Origin of the sequence: Sphingomonas sp. LR59 (genome assembly GCF_036855945.1) — a bacterium.
GTDB lineage: Bacteria > Pseudomonadota > Alphaproteobacteria > Sphingomonadales > Sphingomonadaceae > Sphingomonas.
In genome coordinates this window covers 1,565,314-1,583,662 of sequence record NZ_JASPFL010000001.1, presented here as the reverse complement: position 1 = coordinate 1,583,662, position 18,349 = coordinate 1,565,314, and the positions used below count along the sequence as shown (strand labels likewise).

Below are 18,349 nucleotides of genomic sequence, written 5' to 3'. Positions count from 1 at the left end.
ACTTAATTGGTCGCTGGCAATCTCAGGTCGCGCCAGACTATCCATTTGAGATCAATACATAAAAATGAAACCGGGAATACGCTTTCTTAATTACCGTTTGAGACGTTGGCAAATTTGCTCCTTCGCTGACGCCGACGCCAGCGACCGTTTGAATCTTGCCGGGTGTGCTCCAAACTTCTGATCGAATATGATTGATCAAGCTCTCATGCGCGGAGCGGTCACCGCTCTAACCGTATCCGTCGCTGGGCCTAAGCACCGGCAAGGCCGCGCAGGAGACGCAAAACACCTGTTTGTCGTACAGTCGTGCTTGTAATCGGGTTTTTCGTGCACCTGACCTTTGAACGGCGATAATGGTAGGTTTCCGCACAGTCTGGATGGCATTTCGAGAACTAATTCAAGCCAGACGACCGCGATTAACCAGCTGTCGTATTTGATGGTGCCTAGCGAACGTCTGGCTCGCTTTCGGAGAGCCAAATAATGTCTGCTATTAAATCACAATGGCTGAACGGTGCGCAATGTTGCGCACCAAGAGATCAATGAATCGGCGGACTTTCGGAGACAGGTGACGGCGGCTTGGGTAAATCAAGCTGATCGGGACCGGGGGCGCGGCATAATCTATCAACAGCCTGTTGAGGCGGCCGTCGGCAAGGTCCTGGTTGACGACGTAGCTGGGAAGGAATGCCAAACCCGCCCCCGCGATTGCGGCGTCGCGTAATGCTTCTCCGCTATCGAGCGAGAGACGCGCTCGCGGATTGACCAGGATGGTCTTGTTTTCGAGCTTGAACCGCCAAGCGCGCTTCTGGCCGGCGCTTACATAGTTCAGGCAAGCATGGCCCAGCAGATCGTCGGGATGGCTCGGTGCTGGATTGACCAGCAGATAGGCGGGGCTGGCGACGACCAGGTCGTGCTGGTGGGTAAGTGTCCTGGTGATGAGGCTGCTATTTTCGCGAGTCTCGCCAATTCGGATCGCCAGATCGATACCGTCTTCGACGATGTCGCTGACCCGGTCCGTAAAGCTCACGTCCGCCTTGAGCTTTGGCCATGAGGCGAGAAAATCATTGAGCAGCGGCAGGACCATGACGCGTCCGAACGTCATCGGCGCAGTCAGCCGAAACAGTCCCTGAGGCTCTCCGCCGCCATCGGACATCGACAATTCTGCTTCTTCGAGGTCGGTCAGGATCTGCGTGCAGCGTTCGAGGAAGATGCGACCGTCATCGGTCAGCCCAAGGCTGCGCGTCGTCCGGTGGAACAGCCGCACGCCCAACCGATCCTCCAGGCGCGCAACGCTCTTGGCGATACCCGACCGCGTCATCGAACGCACGCGGGCTGCTCCTACGAAGCTTCCCGCTTCGGCTGCCGCAACAAAGGCGACGATGTCATTGATGTTGCCTGGCGCCATGAGACGCTTCCGCTCCTCCACAGTGTAGACGTCCGATCGCCAATCAACGGACTATATTGATGACCTGAGCAGTTTACCGACATCAGGAGCAAATGAAATGGCCTTCAACGACATCGTGACGCATCGCCTGAACCAATGGGCTGAAAGCCTGCAGCACCTCGGCCCCGTCATCCTGGGCGAGAACACCGATGTGACGATCGATGAAATTCGCCAATCCTACGTCCGCAAGATGGCCGAGCACCCGACGCCTGCCGACGTGCGTATCGAGCAGATCGACATGGGCGGTGTTCCTGGGACGCTCGTTACCCCGGAAGACGTAGAGGGCGACCGAGTGCTCTTCTACATCCATGGTGGGGCGTACATCGTCGGCGGACCCGGCGGCTATCACGGGCTGGCAGCGGCATTCGCAAAGGCGATGAAGGCGCGCGTCTATCTGCCGGATTACCGACTGGCGCCTGAGCATGCATTTCCCGTTCCGATCGAAGATACGTTTGCAGCATATCGCTGGTTGATCGATCAGGGGCAGAACCCGAAGTCGGTGACGTTCGCCGGGGACTCTGCTGGCGGTGCTATGGTCGTGTCCGTAATGGTCATGGCGCGTAACGCCGGCGTGCCACTACCGGCCGGTGGGGCCGCGCTCTCGCCCTGGGCGAACCTGGAACACACCGGTGCCTCGATGTTCAATCGTGAGGGACTGGACAAGCTGAACACCAAGGCGGGCCTCGACCTCATGGCTCGGACCTTCCTGGGCGACGCGCTGCCGAACAGTCCCGAAGCCTCGCCGGTCTTCGCGGATGTTCGTGGCCTGCCACCGATCATGGTGCAGATCGGCGAAGGCGAACTGATGCTGAGCGACGCCATCCGCCTCGCGGCACATCTCGGTGAGAACCGGGTTCGTGTTTCGCTCGAAGTGTGGCCGGGTATGTTCCACGTCTGGCATATGTTCCACGCCGAGTTGGCGGAAGGTCGCGAGGCGATCGAAAACGCCGCTGCGTTTTTGGATCACGCTGTCAGGGCTGCCTGAACGCAAAGCTGAGCAACGGCGCCACGTCTCTTCAGATCGTGGCGCCGTTCACAGGAATGACGGTCGGCTCCTCGCTGTCTCTTCACGCTGGATCGGCGTTGACGCGCGACCGCACTTCTCGCCCGAGCAGTTCGATCGAGTGGAGCATGGCGGGCTGGTCGTGCGCGGCCGAACTCATCTGGAAGGTGAGGCGGTCGATCCCGCCGATGTCACGGTCGGCGCGCAGGATCTTGGCGGCGACGGTCTCCGGATCGCCGACCAGAAACGCACCGCTCGGCGAGACGAGCTGGTCGAACTGCGCACGCGTCGCAGGCGGCCAGCCACGCTCGCGGCCGATCTTGGTGAACATCTGCTGCCAGCCGGGAAAGAACCGGTCCTGCGCCTCGCGCGTCGTATCGGCGACGAAACCCATCGCGTGGATCCCGACTTTCAGCGTGTCGGCCGCGTGCCCGGCCTTCGCACCCGCCTGGCGGTACAGGTCGATCAGGGGGCGGAACCGGGCGATTTCGCCACCAATGATCGCGACCATGAGCGGCAAGCCCAGCGTTCCCGCGCGAACGAACGACTGCGGGGTGCCTCCAACGCCGAGCCAGATCGGCAGCGACGCCTGCTGCGGACGCGGATACACGCCCTGGCCCCGCAAGGGCGCGCGGAAGCGGCCTGACCATTCGACATGCGCGTTGTCGCGAACCTTGAGCAGCAGATCGAGCTTCTCGGCGAACAGTGCGTCGTAATCCACGAGGTCGAAGCCGAACAGCGGATACGCCTCCACCGACGAACCGCGACCGACGACAATCTCGGCCCGGCCGCGCGAGATCAGGTCAAGCGTCGCGAATTCCTGGAAGACGCGCACCGGGTCGGCCGCGCTCAGAACGGATACGGCGCTGGTGAGTCGGATGGTCTTGGTGCGTGCGGCCGCTGCCGCCAGGATCACTGGTGGCGCGCTGTCGAGATAGTCGCTGCGGTGATGCTCGCCAATCCCGAACACGTCGAGCCCGGCACGATCGGCAGCCTCGATCTCGTCGAGCAGGAACGCCATCCGATCGGAATCGCTGGCCGGGTTCTCCCCGCCGAGCAACGCGGACGTGGCGGCAAAACTGTCGATGCCGATTTCCATGGGTGTTCTCCGTGAGTATTGTGCGGATCCGCGCCTGCCGGACCGATCGTGAACCGGGCCGACGCGCATCGCCAGCCCGGTACTATGAATCACGCCGTCAACGTGGCGATGCGCGTCTTTGCGGTTTCGATCGCGGTAGTGCGCGCGTCGGGACCGGTCGCGATGCCCTCGGCGATGACGACTTCGGGATCGTGGATGCCAACGAAACCGAGCGCGGCGCGCATATAGGTTTCCGCGTGCTCTATACCGGCGAGTGACGAGTTGGGACCATAGAACCCGCCGCGAGCGACCGTCAGGATCACGCGCTTGCCGCCTGCGAGCCCTTCGAGCTTGCCTTCCGAGGTGTAGCGGAAGGTCTGACCGGCAACGAGAATCCGGTCGATCCACGCCTTGAGCTGCGATGGCACGGTGAAGTTGTAGAAGGCGACGCCGATGACGATCGTGTCGGCGGCGAGGAATTCCTCGAGCACAGCGGCACCGGTCGCGAGATCGGCGCGCATCGCCTCGCTGTGCTGCGCATCCGCATTCTGGAGCGCGCCGAGATACGCGCCCGACAGATGCTGAATCGGGTCGGCGGCAAGATCGCGGTACGTGACGACGACGTCGTCGCTATCAGATACGAGGCGCGCGACCGCCTCGGCGGACAGCATGCGGCTGACGGAATGATCGCCGAGAATGCTAGAATCGATATGGAGAAGCTTCATGTCCTGGGTCTTTCTGGTTGGGGAAGGAAGTGATCAGGCTGCGAGACGGGGGGCGTCTCGGGCAACGGGATGAATTCGACGTCGTCGCCGGGCACGCCGGGAAAGCGTCGTTCGCGCCAGTCGGCAGCGGCCTGGTCGATGCGCTCCTGGCGGCTCGACACGAAATTCCAGAAGATGTGGCGCGGGCCGTCGAGCGGTTCGCCGCCCAGCACCATCAGCCGCGTCGGGCCGACCGCGCGGACGACGATCTCGGTATCGGGACGGAACACGACCAGTTCGTCCTTGCCGAAACGACCGGTCTGGCCCTCGACCTCGATCAATCCGCCGACGACATAGACCGCGCGCTCGATATGCGCGCTTTCGATCGGAAAGCACATCCCGTCCGCCAGCACGACATCGGCATAGAGCGTCTCGGAGAAGATGTTGGTCGGCGACTGCCGTCCGCCGAAGCGGCCCGCGAGCAGGCGAACTTCGATGCCGTGATCGGCGATCACCGGCACGTCGCCTGCCGCGACATGCTGGAAGCCGGGATCGGTTTTCTCCAACGCGCTTGGCAGCCCGAGCCACGCTTGGAAGCCGAACATCGTCTCGGTGCGCGCACGGCTCTCGACACCGCTGCGTTCGGAATGGACGATGCCGCGACCGGCGGTCATCAGGTTCACTTCGCCCGGCCGGATCGTCTGGACGTAGCCCGCGCTGTCGCGGTGCTCGCTCTCGCCCTCGATCAGATAGGTGAGCGTGCTGAGCCCGATATGCGGGTGCGGACGGGTGTCGGCACCCTGGCCGGGACGGAGCACGACCGGACCGAAGCTGTCGAGAAACACGAACGGCCCGACCATCCGCCGCTTGGCCGAGGGCAGTGCGCGGCGCACCGAGAAATCGCCGAGATCGCGGGTTGCGGGCAGGATGGTCTGTTCGACCGGGCCGGTATGGGACTGAAGCGTCACGGCAGGTCTCCGAAGAAGGGGGATCAGTGGATCGACAGCGCTGCGAGGGCCGCGACCTGGTTCGCATTGAAACCGTGACCGAGCAGCGCCGAGCCCGCGGCGTCTGCCGGTCGACCGAAGCGCCGAGTGTCGCTGACAAAGGCGCGGATCGCGGCGGTGCGCGGATCGACCTGCGGCAGTGTCGGCGCGGTGCCAGTCAGCGCAACGCGGACCCGGCGCATCAAACGCGATACCAGTTCGGCACCGTCGTTCTCGACCGTCGAGAGCGCCTCGGCGACGGTCGACCATTCGGTGTTCGTCAGGGGGTGGGTATCGGAGCGCTGGTTTTTCATGGTCGTGTCCGAGACGCCTGTTTGCGTCGTGAGACCCAGATACGGACACGCAACTTTTAGCGAAACCGGCTAAGTTTCGATCGCTACGTTCGATAATCTCGACAAGGCCGGTTGGCGCGTCTGCGTGATCATCCTATGCATCGATCCACGCCGCAGACGGAAAGGCATCATTATTTCGGAACCCGGCACGCCGACACTCGACCAGCTCCGCGTTCTCGTGACCGTTGTCGAAGCCGGCAGTTTCGCAGGCGCCGCGCGCGCGCTGAACCGTGCGACCTCTGTGATCAGCTACACGATCGCCAATTTGGAGGCGCAACTGGGTGTCCGGCTGTTCGATCGGGAGACGACGCGCAAGCCGCAACTGACCGAAGCGGGCCGGATGGTGCTGGGCGAAGCGCGGCTGGTCGCCAGCAGCATCGATTCCTTGCGGACCAAGACCAAGGGGGTGTTGCAGGGGCTCGAGTCCGAACTGCACGTGGTGCTCGACACATTCCTGCCCGAGGCGCGGGTCGTCGATGCGCTGACCGCGTTCTTCGCGACCTTTCCGACGGTTTCGTTGCATCTGTCGGTTGAGACGCTGGGCGCGGTGACGCAGCAGGTGCGCGACGGCCGGGCAACGCTGGGCGTCAGTGGCCCGCTCGACACGGTGGACGGGATCGAGCGGATCGCGATCGGCAGCATCCGCCTGTTGCCGGCCGCAGCCCCTACGCATCCGCTGGTGCTGGCGGGACGCAACGCACCAGGCGCCGGGCGCGCGCATATCCAGCTGGTGCTGACCGATCGCTCGCCGCTAACGCAGGGGCGCGATTTTGCGGTAATGAGCAGCCAGACCTGGCGACTCGCCGATCTCGGATCGAAGCACATGCTGATGAAGGCGGGGATCGGCTGGGGCTACATGCCCGAAGCGATGATCCGGGATGATCTCGACACTGGGCGGCTCGTTCTGCTCGACATGCCGGATGCGCCGGGCGGGGAATATCAGATGCACGCGATCCATCGGAGCGATACGCCGCCAGGCCCCGCTGCTGCCTGGCTTATCGAGCGCTTGCGGGGGCAGCTGTGATTGGTCGGTTCAGGGACGCCTGCGTACATTCGAGGTGACGAGGGCTACGAACGTGAGCAATGCCGTTAGCGTCAGGACGACAGAGATCATCGGATCGTCGAGCTTACGAACCAGTTCTGTATAGAGCAGCAGGGCGGCACCTATGACGACCGCAAGCTGTACAACGACCGCCGTCAAAGTGACGAAGTCCGGCTTGGCGCGTGTGAGGGCGGTTCGCATCACGCCACCGACTGCACGGTGTCGAGTACCAATCGGCGAATATCAGTGATCGCTGCCGAGGAGAAACCGAACGCGATCAGTCGATCGTCGTCCGGGCGCGACAGCCTGCCGGCGCTTAGACGAAGCGTGACCGCATAGCGGCGCAACGCCTCAAGCCGTGGATCTGCGAGGGGTTCGGACGCTCAAGCCCTAACACTGTCGCCAGCACCGACTGAAACCGACCTGAACCGGCCAGGCTCCACCGGCCATCGGTATGTGCAAGCTGGATAACCTGACGCTCCAGCATGCTCAGCCGTGAAACCGGATCGTGTCGTGGCGTGGCACGCGTCTGGGCCTGCTCGAGCGCGCCGCGGGGAAGGTTCAGTTCGAGATCGAGATAGGCCATGATGCACTCCCGGAGCGCCCGATTGCAGCGCCGCCTTGGAAGTCGCTATCGGCCCAACTGCGGCTTGGACACAGCCGAATAGTTTCGACGATCAGGTTCGAGAAAATCGAACGGTCGGCGTTGCCTCGGTGCCCCGGTCTATCGTCGAGATACCGCGGCAAAGCCATCGTCGAAGATGCATGTCAGCTGTTGTCGCCGTCCAGAGCAGCCATCACCGTCGCGCTGTCGACATATTGCTCCATCGTGACGATCTTGCCGTCCTCCAACCGATAGAGATGCGCGAAAGTCGCGGACACCGCCTTGCCGGTCGCACGGTAGGTGCCTGAATAGATCCCGAACGCGGCGACGCGGTCGCCCTCGGCGAGATAGGTGTGGACCTTGGCGGTATACCCCTCCCATTCGGTGCCGAGCCGCTGGAAGACGTTCTCGACGATGGCGTCATAGCCGACATAGGTGCCTGCATAGGGGAATCCCGCTGCCTCGGTCCATGTCGCGTCCGGCGCGAGCGCGGCCTTCAGATGCGCGCCGTTTTCCGCCGACGTGCCTTCATAGGTGGCGCGAATGATGTCGGTGTTGCTTTGCATGCTCAGCCCCACTTCATTTCGCCGGTCGCGACCTTCGCGCCGACCTGCAACGCCACGCCCATCCCCGCGTCGGGATAGCGCGCGGTCATCGCCGCGATGAGCGCAGCGCTGTCCGGCTTCTTGGCGATCTCCTCCTCGAACGCCCGCAGATAGTCGCGGGTATAGATGATTGCGGCTTGGCCAAGCGGTGCCGACGGGGTCATGTGGCCAGGCACGACCACATCGGGCTTGCGCGCCAGCATCGCGTCGAGCTGAGCGATCCATGCCGCCCGCGCCTCGGCACCGGCGGTGTCCGCGGTCCAGACATGGACGCCCGAGAACACCAGCACCCCGCCGAAGATTGCCGACAGCGACGGCACCCAGAGATAGCGACGGTTGGCGAGGCTGCTCGCAGCGACGATCTCGATCGCCTGCCCGTCGACCAGTAGCTGGGTATCCGAGAACGCGCTCGGCATGACGATATCGGCCAGCGTTTTGGGACCATTGTCGCCGAGCTGCGGACTCCAGGTCGCGAGCTTCTTGTCGACGTTCGCCGTGATCGCTGCGATCGTCTCGGGCGCGGCCAGCACACGAACGTCGGGGAAGGCATCCTTGATCGGGCTCAGGCTGAAGTAATAGTCGGGATCGCTCTGGCTGACATAGATGGTGGTAAGCGTGCGACCGGTCGCCTTGATCGCCTCGACCAGCGCCCGGCCGTCGGGAAGCGTGAAGCCGCCATCGATCAGGACCGCCTCGGTCGCGCCCCAGACCAGTACCGGCGCACGGAAGAATCCAGGCTCGCCGGCTGGGAATGCCTTCCACTGAAGCGCCTTGCCGGCAGCGAGCGCTTCGCCTTGACCCAATATCGATACGGCTGCGCCGCCTGCGATCATCGTCATCATCTGTCTCCGGTTAGGCATGGTGAATACTGGCTGGTTGGATTTGCGCACAGTCACGCGACACCCTGTGAACGAACGAGCGAGAGCGGGTTATGGTATAAGATGGCCGCGTCGATCGGTGATATCCGGTCGCCATCGATCCGGAACAGCGCTGGTACGCCACTCACTCCGAAGCGCCGCATCACTGTCTGCGCCTGCTCCAGCCGGGACCGGTTCTCCTCGCGCAGGCCAGGCGCGGGATTGGCAAGCGTGACCGCTGCGGCATCGAGGCCGGCGGAGACAAGCAGATCTATCAGCACGAACGCATCGGTGATGTCGCGTCCGTCGACATAGCGGGCGCGCTGGATGATCCCGAGTGCTTCGAGTTCGCGCATCGGCGCGGTTCGCGCAACCGCGCTCAGCGCCAGCGTTGCGGGTCCACTGTCGAGCGTCAGGCTGGCGCTGCCGGCGATCCGTTCGCGATAGGACGCGCCAAAGACCGCACCAGTGACAGTCGCGATCCGCTGGTCGCTCGCCATGATGTGATCGCTCATCGCGCCGTCGAGAGTGCGGGCGCCTTTGCCCGCGAACAATCCGCGGGGCATCGGCTCGACGGTCAGGTCGCCCTGGGCTGCGAGCGTAGCGATTCCGGCGGAGGCACCGTAGCACCAGCCGCACAGTGGATCGTAGATGTAGAGAAAGCGCGTCGTCATCGTCATCGACTCCAGGATGACCGGAATATGCGCCCCGTCGATTGCGATGTGTAGAACGAAGATCTAATCAGATCGTATGTCTTTGCCACACAATGTTCGCTCCGGATCAAACCGCGGCATCAACAATCTGAAGCGGCTCGCGTATTTTGCGGAAGTGGTCGAAACCGGCTCGTTCACCGCCGCGGCGGAGCGCCTGGGAATCACCAAGGCTGTCGTTAGCCAGCAGGTCGCCGCGCTTGAACGCGCATTCGAAACTACTTTGCTTGTACGCACGACACGCAGCGTCCGCCCGACTGAGGAAGGGCGCGCCTTCTATGAACGGAGCGCGCGCGTGCTGGCGGAGGCGCAGGCGGCGTTCGATGGGCTCGAGAGCAGCGACCGCGCGCCGACGGGAAAACTGCGGCTGACCGCACCGTTTGACTACGGGATCGCCGTGGTCGTTCCTGTCATCGCCGCGTTCCAGCAGCGCTATCCGGGCTGTACTGTCGATTTTGTCATCGGTGACGCAACGTTAGATCCGATCGGGAGCGACATTGAACTGGCAATTCGAGTGGGCTGGCTGGTCGACAGCGCGCTACGATCGAGGCGCATTGGGGCCTTCGACCAGTTGCTCGTCGCGAGCCCTGAATTTGCCGGGCATCTCGCACGCGACCTCACGCCTGAGCAGGTCGCGGGGCTAGCCTTCGTCGCTAACAGCAACTTGCGCGATCCGCTGGGCTGGACTTTCCGCACCCAGGACGGGCGTCAGCAATCGCTGCAGTTTGCGGCGACGCTCGCGATCAGCGCGACGCTCGGCGTGCTGCAGGCGGTGAGGAACGTTGGCGGTATCGCGGTTCTTCCCGATTTCGCCGTCGCCGACGATCTGGCAAGCGGCCGGCTCGTCCGGCTGCTGCCTGATTGGCATCTGGATAGCGGCGGGATCTACGCGGTCATGCCCGATACCCCCTACCGGCCGGCGCGCGTCACCGCGTTTCTCGACATGCTGTCGGAGATTGAACGCAGGCGGTGATGGTTGGTCGGCATTACGTGACACTGACCGGCGCCGCGGGCGCACGATCGTAAGACGGGATCGTACATAGAACGGCCCCAGATATACGCATAGCGTCGGAGGCAGACTCGAGTGCCGCAAAACACCTGTTTTCCGCATAGTCGTGATTGCGACAGGGTTTTTCACACAGTTGCCCCTGAGGTAGGGTCGTTGTTCAGGCAGTGCGAAGGGCGGGAGACTCCAGTCCCAGCCAAAGCCGCGCTCGAGGGACGCGCCGCAGCAGGACCCTTTCAACAATCGTCACGACCAACAGCGTCAGCCCGAACAGCGGCATATAGATCCCAAGGCCGACGATCGCTGCGACTAACGCAGGCCGGTAGCGTGGGTGCGCCGATGGCACCGGCGCACCCAACAAACCCGTCGGTCGCCTCCGCCACCACATAACCCCGCCCGATACGGCTAAAACGACCAGCAACAGCGCAGTGAGCGTGCCGAGGATCTGATTGGCGATACCGAACAGCGCGCCCTCGTGCGCTGCGATGCCGTAGCCGATGACCCGGTCGATCCAGTGGCGCTCGGCGAACGCGACACGGCCGACAAGGCGCCCTGTCGCACCATCCACCTGCGCGTCCGATCGCAGCGGACGATCGGCTGCGTCCGATGACACCGCCCACGGTGCACCATCATGCTCGGGCGGAGACAGCAGCACGGGCGGCGCGATCCGCAACGGCCGGACCGTCGCGATCACGCGGGCAAGTTCACCCGGTCGGATCGTGGGCGTGGCCATCACCATGCCGTCATGCCCGGCGTGAGGGCCGAGCATTGCGTCCGTTTTCGGCGTCGGCGCCTTACCGCCGATCGTCCAGTCAACCGGACCCTGCGTCGCGCCCGTGAGCGTGCGGACTTCGCCGAGATAGCTGCCCCAGGCGTTTGCCCACGGAAGGCCAGTGAGGATCAGCCCGAGCGCGAACACCGACACCCAGATGCCGGCAGTCGCGTGGATATCACGCCAGAACAAGCGTCGGCCGCCCCTCAGGCGTGTGTAGAGGACACCCGCGAGCCCTTTCCGGTTGCGCGGCCACCACAGATAGAGACCCGTCAGGAGCATGACGATCGCCCAGCAGGCGGCGATCTCGACGAGGTAGCTGCCCCACACCCCCGCCAGCAATTCGCCGTGAAGGCGCGATACCACGTTGAGCGGCCGGTCTTCCTCGCCGATGACCTTCAGCACCGCAAGCGAGTGCGGATCGACATAGACGCGGTGATCAACGCCATCAGCGGAGACGATCACACGCACGGCGTTTCCCGGATGTTCCGAGAGTACGTATTTATGCAGCGACGATCCTGGCACCGCAGCCAGTGCCGCCCGCACCTGCGCGTCGGGTGAGACGGTCCGCCCGGCAACGGGAAGATGATCGTAGGGCCGGTCCAACAATGCTTCCATCTGCGGTCGCCACAGATAGATCGTGCCCGTCAGTGACAACCAGATAATGAATGGGATGCAGAACAGGCCTGCATAGAAGTGCCAACGCCATACCGCGTTGTACCACCGCGCGCCGGGTGCCCGATGGCCAGCGGGTGGGTTCGTGTTCATCGCTGAAGCGTCCATGCCCGCCATCATAATGCCTTGGTCAGACGTATCCCGATCGTCCGCGGCGGGCCGACGAGATAGGAAAAGTAACTGGTCGCAGTGGTGTTGCCGGGCGACGTCGTGAACTCCTGACCGAAGACCGGCACGGCGTCGAACAGGTTGGTGACGAACAGGTCGACCCCCAAGCCGCCACGCATCGTCACCCCGGCGGAGGCGTCGACCAGCGTGTAGGGCGGACGCGGCAGCACCTCGCCTTCGCCGAACCCGCTGTTGGATCCGCCGACGTGGCGCGCCGCGGCGAACAGCGTGCCGGTCAGCCCTTCTGTGAGCGCGGTCTCGTACTCGCCGCGCACATTCCACAGCCAGCGCGGCACATCGAGCACACGCGAGCCTACCGGCAGCAGCAAGTTGGGCACGTCGTTGCGGTAGGTCGCGTCGGTGAACGATCCGCCCGCGTGAAGATCGAGCCCCGGACCGGCGACACGGAAACTTCAAGCTCGCCGCCACGGCTACGAACCCGGCCGGCGTTGACGGTGAAGGAGATGGTCGTCGCGTTGTTGATCCCGCACGCAGTCTGGAACGCCTGCTGATAGTCCTTCCAGTCGATCGCATAGGCAGCACCGTTGATCTGCACGCGACCGCCCCACAGGCTGGTCTTGGCGCCTATCTCGTAATTGTCGGTACGATCGCTGTCGTAGGGCGGCAGTACATCGGGAATGCCTGCCGCGCGACGTTCCGCAGCCGAGCAGATATCATCCGTCACTGGCGCATTGACGCCCCCGGTGCGGAATCCCTGTGAGTAGCTGGCGTAGAGCGTCGCGGCACGGCTCGGCTCATAGCTTAGCGTGAAGCGCGGTGTGACGCCGTTCTCGCGATTGCGCTCGTCATAATCGTAGGCGAGATCGCCGCCCGCGACGCCACCGATCCCATAGCGTCGGCTTACTTCGCGCTGGCGATAGGCAAACACCCGGGCGCCAGCAGCGACCTTCACCTTCGGCACCACGGCATAGGTCAGCTCGCCGAACGCCGCGATCTCGTTCTCACGGAAGCGCACCGTCGTGTCCTGGACGACGGCCGGGCTGCTGGCACCGAGTGGCAGCGGCGCGGTGACGCCGAACAGGTCAGCGACGGTGATCGTACGGCGGGAGTCCTGATGAAGGTCGCGGTAGAGCGCGCCGAAGACATATTGCAGCCGCTCCGGTCCATCGGACACGGCGCGCACCTCCTGCGTGAATTGTTTCGTGCGGCCGAAATCGACGAGTGGCGTTGGGAACAGCTTGCCGCCTGGACCCGGTCCGACAATGTCCTCGACGATCGGAGAGTCGAATGCGGTGACGTCGAACGACAGACGGTTGCGCCGGTCGAGCCACGACGAGTTGGACGACAGAATGAAGCCACCCAGCGCGTCGAACCGGTTCTCAATCAGCAGCGAGCCGATGACGAACCGATCCTTGGCATACGTGTCAGCATACCGCGCCTTCAGCCGCGCGCGCTTGCCGAAGGTCACGTCGCTATGGGGACGGTCCGCATTGCTATAGGCGGCCTGCCAGACCAACGACGGGGTGATCGTCAGGGTCGGCGTCGCATTCCAGCGAAGCGCGGCGCGAACCGTGCCGGTGCGCGTCCAGTTGACGTCCTTGCGGACCGCCGACGTTCCGGCGTTCTCGGTCAGGTCGCCGGTAGTCGGCCGCAGATCGTCGATCCAGCCGCCCTGCCGGACAAACCCGCCCGATATGCGCAGCGCCAGCGTATCGGCTGCGATCGGCAGATTGAGCATCGCCTTGGCGTCCCAGCTCGTGCCGCCATCGGTAACGGTCGCAACGCTCGCCTGACTCAGTGCGGCGATCTTGGTGGCATCCGGCTGGTTGGTCACGATGCGGACCAGGCCGCCCATCGACGACGACCCGAACAACACGCCTTGCGGTCCGCGCAGCACTTCGACCCGAGCGACGTCGAACAGCTGCGGGTCGGGCTGCGAAAAGCCGCGGAGTGCGCGGGTCTGAAGCGGGGTCTCGTCGAGGTAGACGCCCGTCGTCGGCGACTGGACGAACCCCACCCCGCCGATCCCGCGTATGATATATTGCGAGTTGCCGGGCCCGGTGGTCGCGAAGGCCAGGCCCGGCACGGAGTCCGCGACGCGGGAGAAGTCCTGCGCATTGAGGCGGCGCAGCAGGTCGGCAGGAAGGATGGTGACGCTTGCGGGCACGTCCTTGAGCGCTTGCGGGCGTTTCAGCGCGGTGACGATAATGTCGTTGGTTTCCGCTGGTCCATCGCTCAGCGTGTTGGTCGCCGTTGCGTCGGCCTTCGTGGGAGGGGCCACCAGATCCTGAGCAGATGCTGGTACGGCGAGCAGGAGGCAGGGCAGGCATGCCCCCGCCAACAAGTGGGATCGGATCATGAATAGGCCTTTGACCGGCCCCGCGAAAGCACGCGAGCCGTGGACGTGGTTGCTCCTGAAGGAGCACGCGATCAGGTGGTCAAAGGAGGGCCGGTGGACCTCGAAGCGGAGGCCGAAGATGGCTGCGGCGAATGATCGCCGGCAGCACGGCCGGTGACAGCCCGACCGCCATGACGAAAACGATTAAGGTGATGAGCTGAATAGGATCGATCGCACCGAGCGATGCTGCCGACAGGCCCGCAAAGGCGCAGGGCATGTCAGCCTTGCCATGATCCTTCGACTTGCCGTGATCGGGCATGTCGCCGTGCATCCCCGGCATTGCCATCGTTACGGCTCGAGGAGCCACGCCGGAACAGAGCTCGATCGTGATCCGGCCGTGCTCGCTGCCAATCATGTACCCGGCCGGTACCAGCAGCTTGAGCAACAGCGTTGCCGCGCATACGAGCACAGCGAAGTAGCGTTGCGCTAGGAGGCGACGAACGGCGAACACCGAATGCGGGTAGCGCAGGCAGGCAGTCCTGTCATTGCCGTGTCGATCTCCCCTGTAAACGGACGGGATCAGAGAAGGCCGAGGCTGTCTTGCCGATCGGAACCTTCCCCGGTACGCATTGTCCGTCAGGCCGGAGAGGTATCTCCGACCCGACAATGATCGCGCTGGTGTCCCGAGAGGGACTTAATAGGGAACACGGTGTGGGAGACGCTCTCCCGAAGCCGAGGCTGTCCCTGCAACTGTAAGCGGCGAGCGAGACGTACATCGCGTCCTCTTCTGGAGGGTGCAGCCACTGGACCAACGCCGTAACGGCCGAGATCCGGGAAGGCCGTATATCGAGCGACGACCCGTGAGCCAGGAGACCTGCCAGCGTCTGGTCGCTCTTGCTTTGGTCCAGGGGATGGTCGGGGCACGGTTCTTCCGTCTGAGCGACGAACGAGCGGCGGGGGTCGCATCGGTTCGTGTCGCGGGCGCTTGCGTCCGCCTGTCGACGCGTGCCGACCGTTCGCAGCGGACGCCCCCGTCCGAAGTCGCTTGGCGCACGGGGGACGGACATGAAGAATCTGAGATTACGAACAAAATGGCTCGAATGCGTGGCTATAGCTTCGGCATGTAGCACCACACCAGCATGGGCTCAGGGGCAAGACACCGAGGCTGTGCCGTCACAGGCACCAAACGACATTGTCGTGTTCGGCCGCGGCGAAGCGAAGATCGGTGTTGCGCATGCAGCAAGTGAGGGCACCGTCGCCGGTGCCGACCTTCTGGTTCGCCCGCTGCTGCGCGTTGCCGAACTGCTAGAGGCGATACCTGGCATGGTCGCTGCGCAGCATTCGGGAAGCGGCAAGGCCAACCAGTATTTCCTGCGTGGCTTCAATCTCGATCACGGTTCGGACTTCACAACTTATATCGACGGGGTGCAAATGAACCTGCGCACCCACGGTCATGGCCAAGGCTATCTCGATCTCAACGGACTGATCCCGGAGATCGTCGCGCGCGAGGATTTTCGCAAAGGGCCATACCGTGCCGATGGCGGCGACTTCGCGCTGGCGGGGGCTGCCTACATGACCACGATCGACAGCTTTGCCCGGCCGTGGCTTTCGGTCGAGGGCGGCTCTTATGGCTATGGTCGGATCGCCGCGGGCGGGACGATTGACGGGATTGGTCCGGGGAAACTGACGCTCGTCGCGCAAACCAAGGTCTACGACGGACCATGGGAGGAGCCTGAGCATCTGCGACACGCATCTGGCTTCGCGAAGTATACCGCTCCAGCTGGCGCAGGCCAGGTCGAAGCCTCGCTCAACGCCTACCGCGCGACCTGGCGTCCGACCGAACAGATTCCCGAGCGCATAATTGGTACCGCGCTCTGCAAGGACGTGTTCTGCTCACCCGATCCGACGGCACGCGGCGAAACGACACGGCTCGTCGGCAACGTCGCGGTCCGCCAGCCTGACTGGCACGCCAATGTCTATGGTCAGTTCTACGACTGGTCGATGTATTCGAACCCGACCTACACCGACCCGGACGGGACCAGCGCACAGATCCGCCAGTTCGACAAACGCTGGATCGTCGGCGCGAGGGGCGAAAAGCGTTGGACGCTCGCACCAGCTCTCGCCGTCTCGCTCGGTACCGAAGAGCGCTACGACCATATCGGCAGCGTCGGTGTCTATCGCACCAGCGCGCGATCGTTCCTGTCGTCGCTCGGTCGCTACCATGTCGAGGAAGCGTCGGCGGCATTGTATGGCGAAGCGACGTGGACGCCGGTTACGGGCCTCCGCCTGATCGGTGGGGTTCGTGGAGATTATTATCACTACGTCGTTCGCGCGCGGGATCAGGCGGCCGTGTTGGCCGGGGAAGGCAGTGGCGACGACACGACCCTGTCGCCCAAGGCATCGATCGCGTACTCGCCGACCGATCGGCTGGAGTTCTACGGCAACTGGGGACGTGGGTTCCACTCCAACGACGTCCGCGGCGCGGTAAACGTCGAAACGCCGGTGCCTGTGCTGGTCCGCGGCAACGGCCGTGAAGTCGGCGCCCGGTGGCAGTTACCCGGCATTACGCTGACCGCGACCTATTGGTGGCTCGACGTCGACAGCGAACTGCGCTTCGTTGGAGATTCCAACGCGGTTGAACCGACCGGTGCCAGCGAGCGTCGTGGCTATGAACTGGTGGCGTTCTGGCGGCCCAGGCCGTGGCTTGCGATCGACGGCAACTATACGGCAAGCCGATCGCGCAACGACAATGGCGATCGCATTCCCAACGCCTTCGAGAACGCCGCATCCGCCGGGATCGCGCTGGTGCTCAATCCTTGGGAGGCAAGCGCTCGCGTCCGCCACCTTGGGCCCTATCCTTTGATCGAAGACAACAGCGTCCGAGATACAGGAAGCACCGTCGTCAACGTCCGCGCGGCTCGCAAGATCGGGCGGTTCGACGTGTACGGTGAGGTGCTCAACATCCTCGACAGCCGCGACAAGGACATCGCCTATTTCTACGAGTCCTACATTCCCTCGTTCGACGCCTCAGGGCCGACGGATGGCCGGTTGAGCCGCGTAGTTGAGCCACGCACCTTGCGCCTGGGTGCCCGGGTGAATTTCTAGGCAGTGCCAGATGGTCGCCAGCTTCGGATGAAGCTGGCGACCATTGAATTTCGGTATGGATAAAACACTCCCGTTATCTCACGCGGCCGACACATCACCACGTTCGTTGTAAACACTCGAGCAAATGTCATAGCCCACTTTGAAGGAGCAATACGATGTCGGACCTCAGCCTACACGAACTGTCGAAAAAGATGGCAAAGTTGGACTTCACAATGATGGCCACTCGCTCATCCAACGGAACGATGACGGCCCGCCCGATGAGCAACAATGGCGATGTCGAATATCAAGGTGACAGCTACTTTTTTGCCTACGAAAAATCACGGAAGATTGCTGACCTGCGCGCCGATCCTCACGTCACGCTTAGCTATACCGGCGCCGTCGGTATGCTCGGTGGTCCCCCGCTGTTTGTAGCTGTCGAAGGAGCCGCTGCGCTAATCGAGGACAAAGTCGCGTTCGCCGATCACTGGACCAAGGATCTCGATCGGTATTTTCCTCAGGGCATCGACACACCCGGCGTTGTGATGATCCGTGTCGACGCAAAGGCAATTCGTTACTGGGACGGTAGTGACGAGGGCGAAATCGCTATCTGAGAAAGCCGCCAAAAGCTTGTCAAATACAGAACTTTCGCGCGGGTGCTTCGCGGGAGTTCTGTCTTTTGGGCGTATCAAATGCCTTTTTCTTTTAGACGTTATCGCTCGTACGTTACCATAACTGGGGCTGGCTCCCGATAAGAATGGGCAGGCGGCATCCCGGGCATCCTCAAGGCTCGTATCCGGTCGACAGGCGAAAATCCGGCAAAACCGGACCATCTTTGCCAGCCACATACGAGCACCGAGATCAACTAACCGAAAAATCGGTAATCCTTCCAGCCGCTTGCACTTAACCTGTGTCTGGAACCCCTTGGTCGTTTCGCAGTTGATATAAACCGGACAGTGAGCTCGGCG

19 protein-coding genes and 1 riboswitch are annotated in these 18,349 nt (G+C 63.3%); of the genes, 5 read left to right on the top strand and 14 right to left on the bottom strand.

From position 1 onward, the window contains the following. Positions 1-487 precede the first annotated feature (487 nt). Positions 488-1,399, bottom strand: coding sequence for a LysR family transcriptional regulator (locus QP164_RS07175; RefSeq protein ID WP_333922697.1), 912 nt, complete (start codon positions 1,397-1,399; stop codon positions 488-490). 97 nt (positions 1,400-1,496) lie between these two features. Between QP164_RS07175 and QP164_RS07170 the strand changes: the two genes are divergently transcribed. Further along, the gene (locus QP164_RS07170; RefSeq protein ID WP_056527096.1) at positions 1,497-2,423 is read left to right on the top strand and encodes an alpha/beta hydrolase; all 927 of its coding nucleotides are present in this window, start codon (positions 1,497-1,499) and stop codon (positions 2,421-2,423) included. Positions 2,424-2,505: 82 nt separating this feature from the next. Here QP164_RS07170 and QP164_RS07165 read toward each other — a convergent pair whose 3' ends face one another. The 4 genes from QP164_RS07165 to QP164_RS07150 form a co-directional block, all read right to left on the bottom strand. Then, positions 2,506-3,540, bottom strand: a complete 1,035-nt coding sequence (locus QP164_RS07165; protein ID WP_056527093.1) for an LLM class flavin-dependent oxidoreductase — start codon at positions 3,538-3,540, stop codon at positions 2,506-2,508. An 89-nt stretch (positions 3,541-3,629) separates the two neighbouring features. After that, positions 3,630-4,244, bottom strand: a complete 615-nt coding sequence (locus tag QP164_RS07160; protein WP_333922696.1) for an FMN-dependent NADH-azoreductase — start codon at positions 4,242-4,244, stop codon at positions 3,630-3,632. Then, positions 4,241-5,191, bottom strand: a complete 951-nt coding sequence (locus QP164_RS07155; RefSeq protein ID WP_333922695.1) for a pirin family protein — start codon at positions 5,189-5,191, stop codon at positions 4,241-4,243. Before QP164_RS07155 ends, QP164_RS07160 begins: the two co-directional genes overlap by 4 nt. A 23-nt stretch (positions 5,192-5,214) precedes the next feature. After that, a complete protein-coding gene (locus QP164_RS07150; RefSeq protein ID WP_056527079.1) occupies positions 5,215-5,523 on the bottom strand; it encodes a hypothetical protein in 309 nt (102 codons plus the stop codon). A 172-nt stretch (positions 5,524-5,695) separates the two neighbouring features. Here QP164_RS07150 and QP164_RS07145 point away from each other — a divergent pair, with 172 nt between their 5' ends. After that, positions 5,696-6,586 carry a LysR family transcriptional regulator gene (locus tag QP164_RS07145; protein ID WP_333924203.1) on the top strand — a complete coding sequence of 297 codons (891 nt, stop codon included), beginning with the start codon at positions 5,696-5,698 and terminating at the stop codon, positions 6,584-6,586. Positions 6,587-6,595: 9 nt separating this feature from the next. Here QP164_RS07145 and QP164_RS07140 read toward each other — a convergent pair whose 3' ends face one another. From QP164_RS07140 to QP164_RS07120, 5 genes are all read right to left on the bottom strand, one after another. After that, on the bottom strand, positions 6,596-6,805 hold the full coding sequence (locus QP164_RS07140; RefSeq protein WP_056527076.1) for a hypothetical protein: 210 nt from the start codon (positions 6,803-6,805) through the stop codon (positions 6,596-6,598). Between the two features lie 115 nt (positions 6,806-6,920). Then, complete coding sequence (locus QP164_RS07135; RefSeq protein WP_333922694.1) at positions 6,921-7,190, bottom strand: hypothetical protein; 270 nt, start codon at positions 7,188-7,190, stop codon at positions 6,921-6,923. A gap of 182 nt (positions 7,191-7,372) precedes the next feature. After that, positions 7,373-7,774 (bottom strand): nuclear transport factor 2 family protein, encoded by a 402-nt coding sequence (locus QP164_RS07130; protein ID WP_333922693.1) that lies wholly within the window; start codon positions 7,772-7,774, stop codon positions 7,373-7,375. A gap of 2 nt (positions 7,775-7,776) precedes the next feature. Then, on the bottom strand, positions 7,777-8,652 hold the full coding sequence (locus tag QP164_RS07125) for an MBL fold metallo-hydrolase (protein ID WP_333922692.1): 876 nt from the start codon (positions 8,650-8,652) through the stop codon (positions 7,777-7,779). 53 nt (positions 8,653-8,705) lie between these two features. Then, the gene (locus tag QP164_RS07120; protein ID WP_333922691.1) at positions 8,706-9,344 is read right to left on the bottom strand and encodes a DsbA family protein; all 639 of its coding nucleotides are present in this window, start codon (positions 9,342-9,344) and stop codon (positions 8,706-8,708) included. Between the two features lie 76 nt (positions 9,345-9,420). Between QP164_RS07120 and QP164_RS07115 the strand changes: the two genes are divergently transcribed. Continuing rightward, positions 9,421-10,353, top strand: coding sequence for a LysR family transcriptional regulator (locus QP164_RS07115; protein ID WP_333922690.1), 933 nt, complete (start codon positions 9,421-9,423; stop codon positions 10,351-10,353). A 193-nt stretch (positions 10,354-10,546) separates the two neighbouring features. On the opposite strand, the gene QP164_RS07110 is transcribed toward QP164_RS07115, so the two are convergent. The 4 genes from QP164_RS07110 to QP164_RS07095 form a co-directional block, all read right to left on the bottom strand. Beyond that, complete coding sequence (locus QP164_RS07110) at positions 10,547-11,926, bottom strand: PepSY-associated TM helix domain-containing protein (RefSeq protein ID WP_333922689.1); 1,380 nt, start codon at positions 11,924-11,926, stop codon at positions 10,547-10,549. Positions 11,927-11,949: 23 nt separating this feature from the next. Continuing rightward, positions 11,950-12,339: a TonB-dependent receptor gene (locus QP164_RS07105; protein WP_333922688.1), complete on the bottom strand. Its 390-nt coding sequence runs from the start codon at positions 12,337-12,339 to the stop codon at positions 11,950-11,952. Beyond that, entirely contained in the window at positions 12,315-14,321 is a 2,007-nt protein-coding gene (locus QP164_RS07100) for a TonB-dependent receptor (RefSeq protein WP_333922687.1), read from the bottom strand. Before QP164_RS07100 ends, QP164_RS07105 begins: the two co-directional genes overlap by 25 nt. A gap of 79 nt (positions 14,322-14,400) precedes the next feature. After that, positions 14,401-14,769, bottom strand: a complete 369-nt coding sequence (locus QP164_RS07095) for a DUF2946 family protein (protein WP_333924202.1) — start codon at positions 14,767-14,769, stop codon at positions 14,401-14,403. 190 nt (positions 14,770-14,959) lie between these two features. Next, positions 14,960-15,196: riboswitch (cobalamin riboswitch) on the top strand. 169 nt (positions 15,197-15,365) lie between these two features. On the opposite strand from QP164_RS07095, the gene QP164_RS07090 reads away from it, so the two are divergent. Both QP164_RS07090 and QP164_RS07085 read left to right on the top strand, forming a co-directional pair. Further along, positions 15,366-17,405, top strand: a complete 2,040-nt coding sequence (locus QP164_RS07090; RefSeq protein WP_333922686.1) for a TonB-dependent receptor — start codon at positions 15,366-15,368, stop codon at positions 17,403-17,405. A gap of 155 nt (positions 17,406-17,560) precedes the next feature. After that, positions 17,561-17,995 carry a pyridoxamine 5'-phosphate oxidase family protein gene (locus QP164_RS07085; RefSeq protein ID WP_333922685.1) on the top strand — a complete coding sequence of 145 codons (435 nt, stop codon included), beginning with the start codon at positions 17,561-17,563 and terminating at the stop codon, positions 17,993-17,995. The last annotated feature ends 354 nt before the right edge of the window (positions 17,996-18,349 follow it).